Genomic DNA, 1,533 nt, shown 5'->3' with positions numbered 1-1,533 from the left:
TGAATCGCCCCGGATTCTCTAGACACCTTGCAAGCTCATTGCGTAACGCTTTTCAAACTCTACCGGTGACAGCTGATTGTTGAAACCATGGCGGCGTTTTACGTTGTAGAACATCTCGATGTAATCGAACACGTCACTACGAGCATCTTCCCGCGAGGTGTAGATTTTTCGCTTGATTCGTTCCCGTTTCAGAAGCTGGAAAAAGCTCTCGGCCACAGCGTTGTCATGACAGTTGCCTCGGCGACTCATGCTGGCAACCAAATTGTTTGCCTTCAAAAAGCTACGCCAATCGGAGCTGCTGTACTGGCTGCCTTGGTCGCTATGAATCATTACCTCTTGTTTCGGTTTACGCCTCCAAACCGCCATCAATAAAGCATCAATGGCTAAATCGCTGGTCATCTGCGACTTCATTGACCAGCCTACAACCTGGCGAGAAAACAGATCTAGCACCACAGCCAAGTACAACCAGCCTTCATACGTACGAATGTAGGTGATGTCGGTAACCCAAACCTTGTTGGGCTCCACGACATCGAACTGGCGCTTCAGCAAATTGGGTGAGGCGACAGCTGGCTTACCGCCGTACTTTCCAGGGCGGCGTCTATAACCTGTCTGAGAACGCAGACCTTCAAGACGCATCAGCCTCGCCACACGATGTCGACCACAATCTTCACCGACCTCGCGCAGATCGTCATGGATTTTGCGATAGCCATAAACGCCGCCGCTCTCCAGCCAGGAGTGCTTGATCAAACCTAACAGTCTCTGGTCGTCTTTGGCGCGTGCAGATTGCGGCTCAGACAGCCAGGCGTAATAACCGCTGGGATGGACTTTCAGCGTCAGGCAAAGCCGTCGAATCGAATAGTCGCCAGCGCGCTGCTTGATAAAGGCGTACTTCAGCCGCACTCCTTGGCAAAGTACGCGGCGGCCTTTTTTAATATGTCTCGCTCTTCAGTGACGCGCTTGAGTTCCGCTCGCAGACGACGCAGTTCAGCGTGCTGATCATCATCCTGCTGCCGTTCTTCTTGAGGTTTGCTGTAGCGCTTTATCCAGGCATAGAGGCTATGCGTCGACACACCAAGACGGGCCGCTACCTCAGCGACAGCCAGCTTCTTTTCGGTCACTTGATTGACTGCTTGGATTTTGAATTCTTCGGGGTAACGCGGGTTGCTCATGGCACCTCCTAATTGGCCTCAGTTTAAGGCAAAGAGGTGTCTACGAAACCCGGGGCGATTCAACCGTCAGTTTTTTGCTGAGTGCAAATCATCAACCCAATTTACGAATCACGCCAGCCGGTGAGGCAGGCGCACGCTTGGAGATGCCCTATGGGCACCTCAGATCTCTACAGCCTCAAGCTGATAGCCATCCAAAGCCCTCATGAACCGAAAGTAATAGAAGCTTTCCTCTGCGTCTGACTTTGTCCTAAAGGCTTCCGCCTGCGCGGTACTCGCACAGCGATATCGAATGCCGTCGCGGTCGATAGCCTCACCATAAAACCTATCGCCTTTGGGACTAGTAAGCATAACTACCCAGGCCATA

General features: G+C 52.4%; 2 protein-coding genes. Both read right to left on the bottom strand.

Annotated features, from left to right (window positions below):
- Positions 1–18 precede the first annotated feature (18 nt).
- A protein-coding gene (locus tag BFL40_RS09845; protein ID WP_139213470.1) for an IS3 family transposase occupies positions 19–1,169 on the bottom strand; the annotation gives its coding sequence in 2 pieces (ribosomal slippage) (positions 19–932 and positions 932–1,169; 1,152 coding nt in all).
- Positions 1,170–1,328: 159 nt separating this feature from the next.
- Positions 1,329–1,533 (bottom strand): hypothetical protein (locus tag BFL40_RS34195; RefSeq protein ID WP_074851428.1); only part of this gene is annotated, 205 nt, incomplete at its 5' end.

Origin of the sequence: Pseudomonas costantinii, assembly GCF_001870435.1 — a bacterium.
Taxonomy (GTDB): Bacteria; Pseudomonadota; Gammaproteobacteria; order Pseudomonadales; family Pseudomonadaceae; genus Aquipseudomonas; species Aquipseudomonas costantinii.
The sequence above is the reverse complement of the archived record's forward strand: the minus strand, read 5'-3'. Positions and strand labels throughout refer to the sequence as shown.